13 protein-coding genes and 1 pseudogene are annotated in these 16,676 nt (G+C 40.2%); 4 read left to right on the top strand and 10 right to left on the bottom strand.

What is annotated here, in order from left to right:
* Positions 1–5: 5 nt before the first annotated feature.
* The 4 genes from asbD to H7992_RS00785 are packed head-to-tail and all read right to left on the bottom strand — an operon-like array spanning position 6 to position 5,044.
* Positions 6–263, bottom strand: coding sequence for a petrobactin biosynthesis protein AsbD (asbD, locus tag H7992_RS00800; RefSeq protein WP_187046403.1), 258 nt, complete (start codon positions 261–263; stop codon positions 6–8).
* The gene (locus H7992_RS00795; RefSeq protein WP_255428549.1) at positions 260–1,498 is read right to left on the bottom strand and encodes an AMP-binding protein; all 1,239 of its coding nucleotides are present in this window, start codon (positions 1,496–1,498) and stop codon (positions 260–262) included. Before H7992_RS00795 ends, asbD begins: the two co-directional genes overlap by 4 nt.
* On the bottom strand, positions 1,495–3,249 hold the full coding sequence (locus H7992_RS00790; RefSeq protein WP_187046402.1) for an IucA/IucC family protein: 1,755 nt from the start codon (positions 3,247–3,249) through the stop codon (positions 1,495–1,497). Before H7992_RS00790 ends, H7992_RS00795 begins: the two co-directional genes overlap by 4 nt.
* On the bottom strand, positions 3,221–5,044 hold the full coding sequence (locus H7992_RS00785) for an IucA/IucC family protein (protein ID WP_187046401.1): 1,824 nt from the start codon (positions 5,042–5,044) through the stop codon (positions 3,221–3,223). Before H7992_RS00785 ends, H7992_RS00790 begins: the two co-directional genes overlap by 29 nt.
* Before the next feature lie 754 nt (positions 5,045–5,798).
* Between H7992_RS00785 and H7992_RS00780 the strand changes: the two are divergent.
* Positions 5,799–5,952 (top strand): annotated as a pseudogene (locus H7992_RS00780) (IS3 family transposase); the annotation flags it as partial.
* Positions 5,953–6,292: 340 nt separating this feature from the next.
* Here H7992_RS00780 and H7992_RS00775 read toward each other — a convergent pair.
* Both H7992_RS00775 and H7992_RS00770 read right to left on the bottom strand, forming a co-directional pair.
* Positions 6,293–7,417, bottom strand: a complete 1,125-nt coding sequence (locus H7992_RS00775) for a plasmid pRiA4b ORF-3 family protein (RefSeq protein ID WP_187046400.1) — start codon at positions 7,415–7,417, stop codon at positions 6,293–6,295.
* Between the two features lie 126 nt (positions 7,418–7,543).
* Positions 7,544–8,731 carry a DUF4317 domain-containing protein gene (locus H7992_RS00770; RefSeq protein WP_187046399.1) on the bottom strand — a complete coding sequence of 396 codons (1,188 nt, stop codon included), beginning with the start codon at positions 8,729–8,731 and terminating at the stop codon, positions 7,544–7,546.
* Between the two features lie 256 nt (positions 8,732–8,987).
* On the opposite strand from H7992_RS00770, the gene H7992_RS00765 reads away from it, so the two are divergent.
* The gene (locus tag H7992_RS00765) at positions 8,988–9,290 is read left to right on the top strand and encodes a hypothetical protein (RefSeq protein WP_187046398.1); all 303 of its coding nucleotides are present in this window, start codon (positions 8,988–8,990) and stop codon (positions 9,288–9,290) included.
* A 320-nt stretch (positions 9,291–9,610) separates the two neighbouring features.
* Positions 9,611–10,399 (top strand): helix-turn-helix domain-containing protein, encoded by a 789-nt coding sequence (locus H7992_RS00760; RefSeq protein WP_187046397.1) that lies wholly within the window; start codon positions 9,611–9,613, stop codon positions 10,397–10,399.
* A gap of 167 nt (positions 10,400–10,566) precedes the next feature.
* Here the strand turns inward: H7992_RS00760 and H7992_RS00755 are convergent, their stop codons facing one another.
* The gene (locus H7992_RS00755; protein ID WP_187046396.1) at positions 10,567–12,261 is read right to left on the bottom strand and encodes an alpha-keto acid decarboxylase family protein; all 1,695 of its coding nucleotides are present in this window, start codon (positions 12,259–12,261) and stop codon (positions 10,567–10,569) included.
* A 300-nt stretch (positions 12,262–12,561) separates the two neighbouring features.
* Complete coding sequence (locus H7992_RS00750; protein ID WP_187046395.1) at positions 12,562–12,840, bottom strand: hypothetical protein; 279 nt, start codon at positions 12,838–12,840, stop codon at positions 12,562–12,564.
* A gap of 184 nt (positions 12,841–13,024) precedes the next feature.
* Between H7992_RS00750 and H7992_RS00745 the strand changes: the two genes are divergently transcribed.
* Positions 13,025–13,384 carry a carboxymuconolactone decarboxylase family protein gene (locus H7992_RS00745; protein ID WP_187046394.1) on the top strand — a complete coding sequence of 120 codons (360 nt, stop codon included), beginning with the start codon at positions 13,025–13,027 and terminating at the stop codon, positions 13,382–13,384.
* A 122-nt stretch (positions 13,385–13,506) separates the two neighbouring features.
* Here H7992_RS00745 and splB read toward each other — a convergent pair whose 3' ends face one another.
* Together splB and H7992_RS00735 are read right to left on the bottom strand one after the other, a co-directional pair.
* Positions 13,507–14,535, bottom strand: a complete 1,029-nt coding sequence (gene splB / locus H7992_RS00740) for a spore photoproduct lyase (protein ID WP_187046393.1) — start codon at positions 14,533–14,535, stop codon at positions 13,507–13,509.
* Positions 14,536–14,770: 235 nt separating this feature from the next.
* Positions 14,771–16,597 carry a hypothetical protein gene (locus H7992_RS00735; protein ID WP_187046392.1) on the bottom strand — a complete coding sequence of 609 codons (1,827 nt, stop codon included), beginning with the start codon at positions 16,595–16,597 and terminating at the stop codon, positions 14,771–14,773.
* Positions 16,598–16,676 lie beyond the last annotated feature (79 nt).

Genomic DNA, 16,676 nt, shown 5'->3' with positions numbered 1-16,676 from the left:
TCCGATTATTGTACTTTTTGCTGTTTTTCTAGAAAGCTTGCTAGTGTTCCTACTGTTTTGAAATCTTTAGGAACGAGAATCTCATCGGGAATGGAAATGCCAAGATCCAACTCTAAATGAAGAATCAGTTGAAGGACCATAATTGAATCCATATACAAATCCTCATTTAACCGAGCATCTTCACTAAAAGAAGACAGTGTCTGCAACTCTAATGAATTTTCCATAATGTCATAGATGCCCTTGATTAATTGTTGTCTCGTCATACTGGTATGCCTCCAAGTTTTTTTCTACTTACCTTTCCATTTGGCAGTTTTTCAATTTCATGAACAAATACAAACTCCATCGGAATTTGATGTGGAGCGAGAAATTTCCGACACCATTCTCTAAGTTCCATATTATCGATTGGTTCAGTAGATACGTATTGTGCGCATACTCGCTCTCCTGATAGGTTGTTTTGTTTCTTATAGACGACCGCTTCGACTATTCTTGGGTCATCCATTAACACAGTTTCAACTTCTAGCGGATACACATTCAAGCCTGCTACATTAATCGTGTCATCCATTCTTGCAAGAAAAGAAAGAACATTATCTTCTATATAGCCAAGATCTTTTGTATAAATCGTTTGTGAAGACAATTCAATGATAATTTCGCTCGGTGTTTGTTTGTCACCAGCTGTCACCTTCACATGAGGAAGGGGATAGCCCATTTCTTTCGGATCCTCCATATTAGGGTGAATCGCAACACACCCGGATTCAGAACATCCATACTGCTGTAATACTTGGCGAGATTTCTCTCTTAATAATGTCAACCAACTATGCGGCATCACAGTTCCTGACGTCATCACACGATCAAATTGTTGATCAATAGGCAATAATCGACTTAATGTATAAAGTAACGCTGGAGCCGCATAGAGTATGTGCTTAGGATATTCTTTTAGCTTTTTCAGAATATATTTAGGATTACTATTCGTAATAATAACCGGCTTTGCTCCCCTTCTTATGCAGGCCAAGACACCACAAATGAATCCATAAGAATGAGTAACTGGACAAGCGACAACAGAATTTGTCAAGGAATCGACAGGTAATGTCTTCACATAGCTTTCAATCTCTTCTTCCACTGAACTCCACGTTCGTTCAATACATTTCGGAGCTCCTGTTGTACCTGAACTCATTTGAATTAATACTCCTTCTTGGTTATTGGAATGATTTGATAGTTCGATGAAAGAATCGATCGATTGGAACAACAAAAGATGACTACCTGCTGAAGAAGCAAGCCGCACAGCTCCCTCTTTTGGCGTCGCTGAATGGATTGGGACGACTGATCCACCTTTTTGGCGAATATATAAACAAAGAGCCATATATTGGAAAGTATCATCCGTACAAATTGCTAGTCTGCGATTATTACACTCTCTTAGATGAGATAAGCTTTCGTATATTTCATATTGCTTCTCGATATCTTCTACTGTATAAAATTGATCATTGACATAAAACATCATCATTTCCCCTTCTTATTCGCTTGCGCCAATGTATTGCTGACGATATGTCGAAAGTTACCTTCTTCTTGATTTCGAAGTTTTTTTGTTAACAAAGATTCAACATAAATATGTATGTTAGTATGCTGAAGCTGTTCATTTCTTGAGCATAATGATGGAAACCGTTCAAAGTGCTTTTGTATTCCGTCCCTAACTTGACTCCAAAAACATGTTTCTGCAAATCCATACTGCTCTTCTAGCAAATTAGATAGTTCACTTAAATGAAACACGAATAATGTATCCATCACTAACTCTCGTAAAGCCTCTACAGAAGACATCCAATAATAATGATCGACAGGTGCATCTTTAAAACGTTCGTGTATCGTTTCAAAGTCTGGAATGAGGCTTCTGTCCGCAATAAATTCTTCAGTATATTCGATACTGTCATGGAAATCCCTCAGTACAACCCGAGTCGGCCAGCCATTTTGATGTAATAAAATCATATTTTGCGCATGGGCCTCAACAGCAATACCGTGAGCGACAAGCAAGTGCCACACAGGAATAACACTCACTTCGATCAAGCGTTTTACCCACTTCTCCGTTCCATATCGGAAAAGCCAATCATCTATAAACGGACGCCCATCTTTCTCCATCATCATTAGCACCGTAAATGGTACCGCTTCTTCATCATCCTTCATATACGAGCGCACACTTTCTCGCCATATCGAGCCAAGCTGACCTTCTAATTTTTTGCTATGCTCTTTTGCACTCGGTTCAAAAATAATCCCTGCATATTCTTCCAGTACAATAAGAGACGCTTCCTTTTGTAAATAGGAGTCTAATTGAATCACCTGTTTAAGCCATGTTGAAATATGAGGAGCGGCACAAACAGCATGAGAATGCAAATTTCGTAATGAAGAGGTATTCACCATATTCATCGAGCATTTTAATTGCGCCTTTTCAGGATTTGAAAAATTCCATAATGTTCGCACCGATTGGGATGCCCGATAGTAATCTCCTTTCACTTCTAGAGGAATTAGATCTTTTTGCTCAATTAATTCAGCTAGTTCATGTTTCAGGTTATGCCACTGCCAAGGATGAACCGGTAAAAACGTATATTCTTCATATGTTCCATTGAATACTGCAAGCTTTGCAAGAAGGCCTTCCCACATCAAATGCCCTAGCTCCCTTTTCCAAAAACTCTCTTCCTCTTCAAGAACAGTGATTCGTACGTAGCTTCGTCTCACCGCAACCCATTGGAGGGTAAATGATTGCTTTGCCTCAGGGCCGTAGTCTTTATGGTCGTCGATTGTAAAACCAGTTCTTGATTTATAACAAGGGTGATATGGATGTCCTTCAATGATTTCTGATTCTAATTCTTCATAACTCGAATTTCTTCTCGACATTGGCATTTGGAGATGACGATCATTCCATTCACAAAGCTTACTCGTTAAATAAAGTTCTTTCAGTAATCGAGCTTTGTCACTAAGAGTCGAAAGTAATTCATCTACTAGATCCTCAAGCGTCGCCTCTAGTAACGTTTCATCCCTTCCTACTTGAAAAATGCTATCTCCCTTTATTCGGATGCGATCAAATGCCATTCTTCGGCCTTCACAACGATAGGTGTACTTCTGTCCAACAAGAGTAAGGATTGAAGTCCATTTATCTAGACGAGTTTCTTCATATTTGATTAATCCTTCAAAAATCATTGCTTCCACAAGCTGCCGTCTTACACGTAGCTCTCCTTGTTTAGAAGCTAAAGGCTGTAGCTGCTGCATATTCTGCCTCCTCATACTGAAGCACAAACGGATTTGGAATTTTCGTGTATACCGCTTGTTCAAGCTCGGCTTCTAGTTCATCTACATCATGAAACCTTGTTAATAAATTTGCTTTGAACGCAAGATTTTCTTGTTTTAGAATGTTACGAACAAATGCCTTCCCGTGACCTGTAAATTCTTTTTCTAATAAGTGCAGTTGATCGATAGACCACTTCAAAAGAATTTTTTCATCGACTAGCCGATCTGCTCCAAATCGGGAAATAACGGGAAATAATTGATTCATAAACAAATAATAGGCAAATCTATCATGAATAAGGGCATCTTCGTAAAATAGCTCTTCTGTTTCATGTAGAGAAGGCTCTATTGAAAGAAGTTCTTCTTTATACGTTTTTGATAAGTAATATCCTTGGTTATCACGATAATAATAAGTAGTTGGATAACCTGAAGAAATGTTTAACACACTATTTTGCTGATGTGCTTCGAGAGCTATACCATACTCATCGTATAACCTTAATAATGATTCAATAGCACATTTCCAATAGGCTTTAAACCAATCTAAACTTACACTTTCTAATGAGCGGAATTCTGATTGAGAGAGTTTCATGATGAGCTGACACAGTCTCGATTTTTCTTTTGGCAGAGGCTCTTGAACAAGAGCAGCGATCATGCAGATTCCTTCATCATGTCCTTTAGGAAATATGTTTGAGCGAAAAATAACTTCAAACCCTGATTCCGTCTGATTTGGAAACTCTACAGTCATATAGGCTGGGTCATCAATCATCTGAAAAGATGAATGGTTCTGTAAGAAATCAATCTTATTCATTAACCGAGCCATAACAATTCCCGCTTTTAGTTCATGAGTTCGATTTACCCTCAATGAATTCGTTATTTTGACTGGAATTGAAAACTTATACATCATTTCCTCATTTGAGCTATATACCGTTCTTATCGAAGAGGTTGCTGTATAAAATGCTCCAAGCGCACCTTCGTATTTTATCAATCCTTCGGCAATTGCTTTTTTTACATACTGTTGCTGTAAGAGCCACTGTGCTTGAAGCGGGTGCATCGGAATGAGGCAATCCTTCTCTGACTTAACAAAATCAGGTTGTGATTTTGTTAAAGACTGAGAAATGAGTTCACTCGCACTTCTTTCTAATACAGAGGACTCTTTCACAATTTTACGGTCGACACGAAAATAGTGAAGCTGGAAAGAACCTTGTAGCTCTGGAGCAAAACTCGTTTGTTGCCAATTTGCCATCCCTTGTCTGCTTTTAGGTGTCGGATGAAGCCAATGTCCAAATAAGAGAGACTGCTCAGCTTCAATAAACGTATCGTTAGCTCCATTTGGTTTCTTATCTTCCAAACTCTTTTCAATATAATTTGCCATCGTTTGATAGCTCTCAATTATGCGAAGAATGAGTTCATCAAAACAGGAAGAAAGTTCAGAACATCCATCTGCCTTAGCCATTAAATGTAGTTCTTGAATGAGCGTGATGAGTATCGTTAATTTATCTTCAAGAAGCCATTGTTTTTGTTTCGTACAATACTTCAACGCGACACCAAATGTATGTCTTCCAACAAGAGATTTGTATTCCACACCAAATGCAAAACGGGTGTTTTGCATCGGCAACTCAAGCTCTAACATATGTGCCTCTGTAATCAGGATAGATAGTCGCTGTTCTTTTATCCACTCCTCCTTTTTGACCCAGTGTCCGCTACTCACTTCTCGTATATAACAATTCATAAACGCCTGAAACGTTGCATTTTCTGCAATCTGTTTAGCAACCTGTTGCATGTAATTTACCATCCTTTCATAGAGCCTTTCACTAGTGAATGATAACTATTATCATTTACCGCCAAAAAAATTAGTCTTCCTAATTAGAAAGACTCATATAAGAAGTAAATGGAAACAAATTTGTTGCTGACATATGATACACCTTCCTGTTAATTAAAAAGAAAATTAAGAATTTACAGGATAACAATAGACTAATAGCTACACATCATACTCATAAATGATAATGATTATCATTATCATTTATGAGTACATATTACATGAATATTGAAAATGTCTCAACTGTCAAAGGACCTATTGATCCAAAACAGGTCACAGTAAAAAATGATGATTACCATTTTGATAGGTGCAGGGCACTCTAAGAACAAAAGCATAAGCAGAAACGCCCTATTTAATAACTTCTATAAATCGGGCGTTATGTTCTACCTTTCAAGTTACTGACGCATCAAAATACTTTTTTTGACTACGCATATGATAAAGCTCTTGACGGCTATCGATAATATAAGAAGGTGCTGGTTTGACTCTGTTGGCACGATGACCTGCAAAACGATCACCCATTTACTCAGCATTGCCCTCTGTTACTTAAATCTTTTTTACTTTAATAATTTTTTTGTTCTTCCTCCATTATTATTTTTTTATTATCTGCTATTCTAATTAATAATGAATATTAGTGAACTACAAAATAGCGCATCGATCAAAGGATGGATTTATACAGCTGAAGAAAACGAATTTATTGTAGGTGCTTTTTCTATACAACAAATTAGCTGAAGGTGTGATTGTGGATTCAGATCAAGGAAGTATTTACACGTCATATGCGCGACCTTGTCTGCAGTATGCCGCGTAGAGGAAACTGTTGGGACAATGCGGTGATTGAATCTTTTCATTCGAACTTGAAGACTGAGGAGTTTCAATATGTTAAATTTAATTTATTACGCAATCAAGACGGAACTAAGCGGGTAATTACTCGCAATTCTCCATCAAAACTCGTTCAATGATACGGAATCGCGGGGGTAAAATAACAAAGAAAAAACGTATCTAGTGCTTCTTGAACTCATTGGGAAGGCTTTGTTTAGTGCTGTTTTCAGGAGGTTCATGTGCCAGTGGAGGGGTTTTATTGGCGATAGGATAGTAAATCGAGTGGATAGAATCATTCAGTCTTCTAATTTATAAAGCAACATTTCCATAAATTCGGCAAGCATTCATCTCCCACCTACGCTTCGCGTTGAGGAAGGAGACTTCTGCCTTAGTCGATTAAAGTCCCTTCAACCCTCTATTTATAGAGTCAATAGCAAAATCCTCATAACGCTGCATCCGTCCCCAATTAACCATATGCTCATACTCAGGGTGGTCGTGATCAGCAAGAATCTTGAGAAATTCTTCATAACCATACTCACCGCCTACATCTTCTGGTGGTGTATTCCCTTCACCTTCCAAGCAAACAGAATAGTTGGACTCATAGTTCTCTATAATGCTTTCTACTTCGATATCATGGTTCCAGTCATCACCAAAATCATAATTGTATGTCAGCTTCTCGTATGCAGGAATATATTCCGATAGCTTCACGTCTTTTTCAAGCTTCATGTTTACTTGCCCTGGATAATCAAAAGCCTCTTCGGTGCAAACAAGATTGATGATTGGTTTTTGGATTTTTTCATTATGCCCTTCAGTGATGTGATTCCCCGTATTGTCCGCCTTACCATAAACAAAAAAGTCATGAAGATGGTAATCTTGCCATCCAAAGGCCGTCTGTATAATTTGGTGTAATTGGTTAAATGTTTTATTTACAGGGACCACAAGTCGCCGCCATACTTGACGATTTTCGAACCTAAGTGTAACTTTCAGGACTGCGGCTTTCGCTTCAAAAGTTGATTGGCCAGCAAAAAGGTTGAGATCTTTATACATCTCTTCATGCGGTAGAAAATAACTGTTCTTTCCGTCTCCGACTAACATGCGACTAATCTTGATACCCATGTCCGGCTGGAAAATAGAATCTACATCCCATAACTCATCAAAAAAGTATACATTATCACAAGCCTTATTCATCCTTGCCACAGAAGTCCGATTCTTTGTCTTTGTAATGGAAACTTCACCAGTATGAAGTAAATACTGGTCAATCACCTTGTCCGATATCCCTTCTACCTGAAATGTTTCGCGGATTCCTTGCAAGGCAATCTCGTTGAACCTTTTAAAGTCTTTTGCTTTCAGTCCGTACAACACAACGGCATAACGATTATGATCATTCACTAACACAACCGCTTTCCTACGATTAACCGTGATTAAATTTGCATGCCAAGAGAAAAGTGGATTGTCCTCGGTAACTGATTCAGGTTCGACTTTGAGTTCAACTAAAAGTTTTTTCGTACAACGGATATGCATAATTGACAACTCCTTTGAATGAGGGGTACCTGAAATTTGATAGTACTAGTATTTTTCTCAAATAAGAGACCTCACCTACTTATGATAAGGCTACCATAGCGCATCAAAATGAGGTTATTGTCTTGTCTACTCCAACAATTCTTCTTCAAGTAGCGTAAACCCTTCAATTATCGTGTCTTCTTCCACCTCAATCAATATGCAACGTTTTCCATTAACAGTGACCTGCCTCACATACCTCAAGTCTTGCGGGCTAATAGCAATATTTGCTACTTTCGTTTCAATCTTGATGGACTTGGATGCGTAACTTGGAAGGATGTGGCTTGCCTTCATTTCATATGTTTTGTCTTCGATTACTTTCTGAAATGCCCTTTCCACTTTTTCCGTGCTCACATCTTTCACTCCACTTGCCTTCAGCACACGCTCCACTTCTTTAGTATCCAAAGTAGAAAGGCTTTCATCTTCTTCCTCGTTTTCCACAAGCAACATACTGTTTAATTCATCGTATACACTGGCAAGGGTTTTTGTATTCATCTCATTACCAGCCACTTCTTTTACGATTTCTTCAAAGACGGCTTTATCATCCTCTGCAGTCATAATCTCTTCGCCGTCTAGCACATTCTCGATGAAGTGGTAATCTGGCTTATTCGCTTTGCCAGCAGCATACAAGATGTGATTGACGTCTGCCGCATTGTCAGTAAAGCAAGGGAACACAAATCCACCAATTGGAGAAGTTAAATTGATAATCGGATCAAGCATGTCACGCGACTTAAATTCCTTCTCATTGAAATCAAATATAAGTGACCGTTTCGGCAGTTCAGTCTGATTCATGCTGCAAAGAATGAATGGGTTCTTGTACACTTCATCCTGCTTTGCGACTTCCTCTTCATCATGATTCCTTTTCGTCGGTTTATAATAATTACCACGAATAAAAGTCACTACGACGTCCTTTTCATATTGAGCGTCTTGCACCATCTTTCGGGCGATGCTTTCCATATTCGTTTTCCACTCTTCTACTTCATTCGTATGGAGACCCTCATATAAAAGCAGTTGCGTATGGTCCGTTTGCTCCTCCGCTTGCTCTTGAAACTTCACCTCAAATAATTTCAAACCCAGTTTTCCACCTAACACTTTTTTAAAGTTGGTCAGAAACAACTCCTGTTGCTCTCTGTCCAATAGGGCAAATGGCTGGCTTTCCTCATGATAGAAATCACTGCTCTCCTGCTTAATATACACTTTGTAAATGTCAGTGATTTTCAGTAAATCCGTATCCAACTTAAATTGCTTGCGAATCGCTGCAATGTCCTTCTTATTCATCTCTATTTCAACTCCCCAACTAGTATAATCTGTCATGTCGAATGTAAAACTCACATTATAAACTTAAAAAGAGCGTCAATGCTTTGATTCAGCATTTGATACTCCCTTATTATAGCAATGTTTTTGATGATGGTAGAACCACAATCAACTTCGAATGATACGGCGACGTCTTCCACATGATTAAGAGATTAAAATCGGGGTATAACAAGGACATGCTTCACTTATACAACTAGACAAAATTTTGGAGGAGATTATAATGGCTTTGAAACTCACAGGAGAAAAGAAATGGTTGAAACTTGGTGCAGCAACAATCCTGTCTGTCGGGATGCTTGCAGCGTGCGGCGACGGTGAAGACGACGTCGACGTGGATGTTAATAACCCTGTAGAAGATGTTGATCCTAATGATGGTACAGATACAAATGTGGATGTAGATACTGACGATGGTACAGATGCGGATGTGGATGTAGATACTGACGATGGTACAGATACCGATGCAGATACGGATGTGGACGTAGATACTGACGAAGGTACGGATACTGATGCCGGCACAGATGGTTAATAGCAAAACCACTAAGCGCTGAGCTTATAAAAGGACTGAATGGCCAATGTGCCATTCAGTCCTTTTTTCTATTCAGAATATAATTTTCAAATGAACATCACTACGATTGTAGAACGCTCAACAATCATGGCAGACTTTAATCCAATTTAGTAAAAAACGATTTACATCCAGATCTCACTATTTTGACTGAATAGATGAGTCCAGGCAAACAAGTTTAAATTTGCTTGCGCTCTTCTGATAAAATCACAAAAACTTTTTTCACAACATTGTCCCCTAAACCTCAATTCCCTTCTATATAAAGAATAAAGGGGATATTCTTTATGACAACTTACCTAACGGAATACGCACACTTCACAAACAAACACGATTTAGACGCAGCGACAAGACAACACGTACTCACGAATTGGAACGACATGAATCAAACAGAGCGGGCTGTTCTCGATATGATTCGTCGTTACTCCGTTAAATACGGTGCTGCACATTTGAAACACGAAACAATCGAAAAGGCTATCAAGAAATCCAACGCAACTGTACGACGCGCCATCCGTAAATTAGAAAAGCTCGAAATCATCGAACGCATTCACTATATCCGCCCTGTTATGAGCGGTCTAGGCGCTAACATTTATGTCATTAAACCTACTAATGACCAGTCGAAATTGAACACCCCAGAGAATGACGAAAAGCCTTCTAGCAGTAAGTTTGAACCCGCTAATCTACAAACCGAAGCTTCTCTTTCTAAAGCGATAAAACCTAAAGACCTTAAAAGAACGTCTCCTACGGAAATTGTGCCTACTACACTTTTCGGCAAGATGAAATCTCTTCTTTCTTCAACAATCGGAGAAAGTAAATTAGCACGTAATTTTTACGGCGTCTACCGGAAACAGTCCCTGCAAATGCTAAAGTTCAGCATTCACGAAGACAAGGGGGAGCTTTTCGAGCAATTGGCCATGCAAGCCCTTCGTATTGCGGTTCAAACAACGAAACAGAAAAAAGTCCGGAATTTGCCCGGCTATTATTCAGGTGTCTTGCGCGAACTCATCGGCAAGGCTTTATTCAGCGAGGCATTTATGGATTACGACGTGCCAGTTGAGGGGTTTTTCTGCCGGTAGTTGTAAATCGATTGGAAAAGTAATTGGGATTACTTATTTCCCCATGTTTTCACTTAGGTTTATGCATTGTTGTGTTGCGGGTAACGTTCTCGTAGTCTAATAAACATTAAAGCGCACTCCGAGAAGTGCGCTCAATGCAATTCCTTATTTGAAGTACCAGCATACAGCTACTCTTTCAGACGTTCCTGTTCTTCTAAATGCTTGCGAAGCCGGATTAAATAATCCGGTGCATCCATCGAGTCAGTGACAATCATTTCAATCATGCACAGCTGGCTCGTTTGCGCTTGTTCCGCTGCGGAAATTGCCTCATCCAACTCTTGGTTTGTGCGCACTTCAACCGTGAATGCCTTTCCGCCAAAGGCTTCAGCTAGCTGCGTATAATGCCAGTTTGGAATCTCGTTATACTGCTGGTTAGACGTCTTGATATTTAAGTATTTTTCAATTGTGTAGCCGCTGTTATTGAGGATGAACAGAATGGGTCGGCAGCCATTATCCAGCATCGTACTGATTTCTTGAACCGTCACCTGCAGCGAACCTTCCCCAGTAAACAGCAGCACACGTCTGTCCGGTTCCGCGATGCATGCCCCGAATGCAGCTGGTGTTGCATAACCGATGCTCTGCCAACCTTGCTGGCTAATATATTCGGCTCCTGCCGGCAGTCGCACTTGTGACATCCCATACCCAAAGGTTCCAGTCTCAACCACAACAATGTCTTTGTCCTTCAACATCCGCTGGAAGCGTGGATAATAAGATGCTACTCGAATTGGCTGCTCCGGCTCACCAGATAGTTCATCATAAGGGAAGGAAACTTGAGGTAAAGCCCCGCTTTGGGTCCACCCGCACGTGTTTAAGGCAGCGACGAGATCTGCCGCCATCACCTGCTCGTACATGGATTCTCCGACCCGTACAAACTCAGGCTGAATGTCGATGAGACGAAGACGATGAAGCATTGCCGTTTCCTTCGCGGAATTCGTGTCGTTCCAAATCATGCCAATCGCAATCACACAGTCCGCGCTTTCAACGATTGTTCTGACCTGTTCACTTCCTAATGATCCGCCATACACACCGATATAATTCGGGTGCTGTTCGTCGAAGCTACTCTTGCCCATCATAAGCGAAGCAGCCGGTACGTTAAAATTCGATGCCAGCTGGTGAACGCTATCTCTAAGTCCATAGCGGAGCGACAGCATATCCGATAAAAGAACTACATTGTTCGTACCGTTCAACAATCTCGTTATATGCTGAATCGCAGCCTCAAGCGCTGGTTTATATGTCGTGACTTTAGTGACTTCCGGAACACCCCGCTGAACGATGGGCTTCGTGACCAAATCCATAGCTACCATCAAATAGACCGGCTTGCGTTTTTGTTTAGCTATGCGGATTGCTGCTGAAATCTCCTGTTCGGCATTTTCCGGCGTCACGATTGCTGTATAGGCGCACAGATGCGTAGACACTTGCCGGAATACGTCAAAATCGCCGTCCAGTAGGGAATGGTGCGCTAATTTATGCGCCTGCTGATCCATTGATTTGGGAGCTCCGACGATATGTATGAGTGGCACATATTCACTGTTCGCACCCGCGATAGGATTGCAGGCACTCATCTCGCCAACACCAAAAGTTGTAATGAACGCTGACAAGCCACGAAGTCGTCCGTAGCCATCAGTTGCATATCCCGCCCCCAGCTCGTTGCGTGCATTTATGAAACGAATTCCATCATATTGCTCCAACGTATCCAGAAGGCTAAAATTATAATCGCCTGGAACGCCAAAAACCTCGGTAATACCCTCCGCTTTTAGACTGTCGAAAAGATACTGCCCGAGTGTGGGCGGGTGTGTTGGTATCGGCTGTTGCATTTTATCCATTTTAGTCTATTCCTCCTTTGCGTTTTTCAAAGGTTAGCTGTTTCCGAAACAATGGAGCGTTTCGGTAGCTACTCTATTATCTGAATTACCCCATCTCCCCCTACTTACTCCTAATTATTCGCCAGGTATTTCCGTTCATACGAAAGAAACACTACAGCAAGTCACTGTAGTGTTTCTTTCGTAATTTATCCCATGCTGTTTTTCATCCTATTTGAAGGGAAACACTAAACTAGGTACGTAAAACGAGGGCTGTTTCTCCCCCAAAAGCTTTACGGAACCTGTGGGGGTGATTGCCTCATTTTAATGATCTTTCACAATCCCATTGGCTTCGTTTAATTGCCCCTTTATCAAATCTAGCTGTTCTTTGTTTTGCTGGACTGAATTTGCTGGCTCATCCTGCTGTTCAGCATGTAAGCGAGCCTTGTCAGCGCGTGATATCGAATTGAAAGCATGCTCAACTGCAATCTCTTCTGGGTGCGTCATGGCTTGCTTCACTGCACGATCCGCTTTTTGAACAGAGTTGCTTAAAAATGTGTTTGGATTATCCTTCTTCCAACTTGTATCAGAACGCTTAGCCATTTATACCTCTTCCCTTCCTACAAATAAAATAAGTTACAGCGCACTTAGTATTGTGAAATATTCTAAAAGTATGCACGGCAGAGGCTATATCAATTTAAAAGCAAGGAATTTATTTATCTTAAAAACAATGCATGCATGCCTTCCTCCGTCTCGCTAATACTACCTTCGAATAGGAGGGTACTAAATGGATGAAATCACTTATTCAGAAGCCGTATTACAGGAATACAAAGTTGGAATGGGCAGTTTCTCAGAAAAATTGCCGGAGGTGGCTAGGGCGTTTCATGCATTCACTGAGTCGTGTTTCGAAGACGGCAAATTGAATCGGAAAGACAAACAGCTAATCGCTCTCGCCATTAGCGTGCACGCAAATAACGAATATTGCATCCTCTATCATACAAAGGGTTGCCTGGATGCGGGTGGCACTGAGGAAGAAATGATGGAGGCAATTGGGGTGGCTGCGGCTCTAGGCGGCGGTTCCGCAATGAGCCAAGGTGTAACCATTTGGCAGGATGCACTCGAAGACTTTATAGGAATAGTTCAATAACATGTAACAGCCACCTGAATCAGGTGGCTGTTTTCTTGTTGCACTCAATCTATATCATCCATATTTCATACAAATCCCCGTAAAGCCTCGGTTTACCTGGGCCCTTATGCTTTTTTGGTGGCTCAAGTAAAATACTCCAACTTCGCATTCGGAAAGTACTTTTCCATGTAGCCGTATAAATATGATTTGATTTCTTCCTCTTCGTCCTTTTGGTAAATATACTTACCGATTCCATACTTGCCCCACTTGTAGCGCCTTTTATCTTCATCTAACTCCAATTTTGTCTTCGGGTAGTTCTTTTCAATTACTTTTTTCGCAGGCTTCGTAAATCGGTGTTGAATGAATTCAAAAGTAATATCCTCTCTTGCATCTTGCGGCAATTCCTCGTCAAGTCGCTCAAACAAGTAGCGGTAGCCTTCCTCCCAGCCCTCATGAAGGTAAATGGGAGCAACTATAAAGCCTAGTGGGTAACCAGCTCTCGCGACTTTCCCTGCAGCCTCGATTCTTTTATCCAGAGGAGAAGTGCCGGGCTCGAAGTTCTTGATAACATAATCAGCGTTTACGCTAAATCTGAATCGCGTATTGCCATTATGCTTAGCATCCAATAGATGGTCTACAAAATGGAATTTCGTCACAAAACGCAGCCTACCTAATTCTGTTTGACCAATATGTTCAATTGCTCTTTTTAATGAATGTGTCAAATGGTCAATTCCTACAATATCGGATGTACACGCAGCTTCGAATCGGGTAATTTCAGGCGCACGTTCTTCGATGTAGCGATCAGCCGCTTCTAAAATCTCCTCCACGTTAACGTAAGTTCGAATATAGGGTTTGCTGCCCATCGTCGTTTGCAAATAACAATAATGACAATGCCCCATACACCCTGTCGCAAGCGGGATTGCATATTCGGCTGATGGTTTCGACGTCTCAAATTTTAACGTTTTCCGAATGCCTACGACCAAGGTAGATTTCGCGATACGGTATTTTTGAGCGTCCGTATCACCCGGCAAGTCCCGAATCTGATTATGTGAGGTCGTAAAGCGCGTTTCAATCCCCATTTTCTCGAACTTTTCCTTTAATTCTTTTCCAAGCGGATATTCAAGTGCATTAGGCTCAAAATAGACAAGCTGTGGTGTGAAGGGTTTATTCATACTGCGAACTACCTAATCCATAATTAATATCCATTTAATCACCTTTCTCCTTTTATATAGCTTGTCTTAAAAGCGAGAAATTATGAAAATGGAATTAATTTCAAAAAGGTACCCGATACTAATACAATTCGGAATTGCATCTGAACCAGGTACCTTAAATTACAGTGAATGAAGGTAATTCACCAATTGCAAGAAGCGTCAAGGAAATCGAGGAATACTGAATAAATCTCTTTTATTATTTTACCAATAATCTATTTGCTAGCTGGCGGTCTTCTTTATCTTTTGTCGTAATTGCAATATTTTTAATGCTTTTCTGCAAAGCAGGCTGTTGGGAAATCGATGGAGACCACCTTTCTAGCACACTGAGTGCATGGTATTGCAAACTCCCATTATCTGATGCAAGAGCAGCTTGAATCAGTGGTAATCCCACTCCTTCATACCCATACAAATCTTGAACAATGCATTGCAGACAATGTTGTTCTTCATTTGACAGACTTGATAACGATAAATGCGTTTCTGCAAATATGCAGATGTCTTCGATATACTTATGATTTTTTGTATCCATAACCACTACATATAGTTCCCTGTTTTCGGGATCTTTCTCTAGCATATCAAACAAATTCTGTGTAACGTCTACTTGATAAAAGAGAGCGATTTTAAGTGCTTTCATATTGTTTTCTTGCTGTAGTGCTTCCAATACAAGCTGTGACCATTTAGGTTCATTTATAATAGGTTGAATCGCTTGCTGAATGGAAGCGTACTCTTGTTGTTTCCACTGATCGTTAAAACGTTCTTCCCAAACTTCACTATCGGCATTTAAAAATTCACTTATTTTCATTAACGGATAAAAATCCTCAAGTGTTTTACAGTGAGTACGTGCATGGTAAACGAAGCGTGAAAGAACCGCGCTTGCATATGGATAATCTTCGATACTTTCTGGAGCACGCTCATTAAGAAGGGCTTGGATGATAAGACCTGCTCCATCATATAGCTCTTTCGAAATCGTTTCTTCATATAGAGCTACGTCAAGCTCTCCTTTTACGGCACAACTATAGGCTAAATACTCATCCATAATTTTATTTCTGCAGCCCTTTGTCAGTAACCATTGTTTTATTTCTGGCGTTGTTGCTTCCAGTTGGCCAACAGCCGCAATCTTCCCCCAACCATGAACGGATTGAGCAAGTTGCCAAACCTGGTTATTTGCCAGCATTGTGCCATTTTTCAATGCAAATAGGACATAGGGCGTAAACTCTTCATGCATACCCAATGTGAATAATAGCTCTTTATATTTTTCACAATCCGTACATCCAAGTACGGTGATTGAAAATTTTACAACCTCCCTATGTGCTGCATGCTCTAGAAGCCATAATGCCTCTTGTTGTACACGGGATTCGTCAAATTCGGCTTGCTTGAATCGTTCAATGAATTCATCACTGTAGTTGGCCATATTGTCAAAAATGATTTTTTCATATGTACCTTTTCGTGTTTTGGTAGAAGGACGATTTAGCTGCTCTTCAAAAAGCTTCAGTAGTTTTTTCACGTAAAATGGTGTAGGTATATCATCTGCAACATTATCGAACATACCTGAAGCCATTCGTGGATGATTTTCATCATACAAATATTCTTCATCTGGTAAATGATCATCTACTATTTTGTTGTGCGTTTGAATTTGTTGTTGAATAAAGGCCACAATTTTTTCTTTATTATCCCACGGAAGAAAATCTAACTTCAGGGAGTCGTCTAAAACCGTTTCATTATCTATTTTCACAATACAATTAAGTTTTACATAACCACCGAGTTTAACGGAAATGACATGCTTTCTGCCATCTTGCAGATCAAGTATGCCTGATAACTTGGAATACGGGATAATATGAGAAAGTAAAGATTTTCGTTTATTTCGATCAACTGTTACACCATCAATGATAAGTAACTCTTCTTTCATCTGGTTTATAACTTCAATCCGATGCCCTTTGTAATCCATCTCCCAGGTTTTATGTACTTCTTTTTCTACGTCTTTCTTTATGTTACGCATCTCACGTTTAAAATCGTCTTTAAAGCCCATAAAGTCCTCCTTGAAATAGGAATGGAATACAGTATAATTTGTACTCGTTTCCGATTCCTTTTTGCAATTCTATATTTAT

It is taken from the genome of Sporosarcina sp. resist (assembly GCF_014302295.1).
GTDB classification, from domain to species: domain Bacteria; phylum Bacillota; class Bacilli; order Bacillales_A; family Planococcaceae; genus Sporosarcina; species Sporosarcina psychrophila.
The sequence above is the reverse complement of the archived record's forward strand: the minus strand, read 5'-3'. Positions and strand labels throughout refer to the sequence as shown.

Bases quoted from the DNA above. Each gene is read 5' to 3' on its own strand.
- H7992_RS00790 (WP_187046402.1), bottom strand. From the start codon at position 3,249: ATGCAGCAGCTACAGCCTTTAGCTTCTAAACAAGGAGAGCTACGTGTA.
- splB (WP_187046393.1), bottom strand. From the start codon at position 14,535: ATGAATAAACCCTTCACACCACAGCTTGTCTATTTTGAGCCTAATGCA.
- H7992_RS00750 (WP_187046395.1), bottom strand. From the start codon at position 12,840: ATGGCTAAGCGTTCTGATACAAGTTGGAAGAAGGATAATCCAAACACA.
- H7992_RS00735 (WP_187046392.1), bottom strand. From the start codon at position 16,597: ATGGGCTTTAAAGACGATTTTAAACGTGAGATGCGTAACATAAAGAAA.
- H7992_RS00755 (WP_187046396.1), bottom strand. From the start codon at position 12,261: ATGGATAAAATGCAACAGCCGATACCAACACACCCGCCCACACTCGGG.
- H7992_RS00745 (WP_187046394.1), top strand. From the start codon at position 13,025: ATGGATGAAATCACTTATTCAGAAGCCGTATTACAGGAATACAAAGTT.
- H7992_RS00760 (WP_187046397.1), top strand. From the start codon at position 9,611: ATGACAACTTACCTAACGGAATACGCACACTTCACAAACAAACACGAT.
- H7992_RS00765 (WP_187046398.1), top strand. From the start codon at position 8,988: ATGGCTTTGAAACTCACAGGAGAAAAGAAATGGTTGAAACTTGGTGCA.
- H7992_RS00775 (WP_187046400.1), bottom strand. From the start codon at position 7,417: ATGCATATCCGTTGTACGAAAAAACTTTTAGTTGAACTCAAAGTCGAA.
- H7992_RS00770 (WP_187046399.1), bottom strand. From the start codon at position 8,731: ATGAATAAGAAGGACATTGCAGCGATTCGCAAGCAATTTAAGTTGGAT.
- H7992_RS00795 (WP_255428549.1), bottom strand. From the start codon at position 1,498: ATGATGATGTTTTATGTCAATGATCAATTTTATACAGTAGAAGATATC.
- H7992_RS00785 (WP_187046401.1), bottom strand. From the start codon at position 5,044: ATGCAACAGGTTGCTAAACAGATTGCAGAAAATGCAACGTTTCAGGCG.
- asbD (WP_187046403.1), bottom strand. From the start codon at position 263: ATGACGAGACAACAATTAATCAAGGGCATCTATGACATTATGGAAAAT.